This window comes from Oleiphilus sp. HI0067, from assembly GCF_001635735.1.
The window spans coordinates 1-382 of record NZ_LWFI01000709.1 but is presented as its reverse complement, the minus strand read 5'-3'; the positions used below and the strand labels follow the sequence as shown (position 1 = coordinate 382).

The following is a 382-nucleotide window of genomic DNA, read 5'->3' as shown; positions in this document are numbered from 1 at the left end:
GGCAGAAGAGGCGTAGCTGCCTGTTCCTGCCATGAGCGGTTCATTCAGCTCAGAAAACTCATACATAAACAAACCTGGCGTATTGAACGGGCTTGTACCTTTAAGTGTGTAGGGGTTGAGTGAGTCAAAAGTGCCGAAGCCCATTAGACGTAAAGTTCCGCCTTTTGGTGCGTTAGGGTTTACCCAGTCAAAATGTGTAAAGCCTTCATCGTATTTTGCAGAACCATAGAGAGAAAGCGCATGCCCTGAAATGATTGTTGGCTTAGGAGCTTCGGATTCACTGTGCGCGTATTGGCTCAGTAATAGAAGGCTCAAAAGAATGAAAAGAGTGTTTGCCATAGTTTGAGCCTTAGGTCCTTTTAAGATGCTTAAAGTAAGTCGG

At 45.3% G+C, this 382-nt stretch carries 1 pseudogene; it reads right to left on the bottom strand.

Annotated features, from left to right (window positions below):
• Positions 1–339: pseudogene (locus tag A3739_RS28710) on the bottom strand (ABC transporter substrate-binding protein); the annotation flags it as partial.
• Between the last annotated feature and the right edge of the window lie 43 nt (positions 340–382).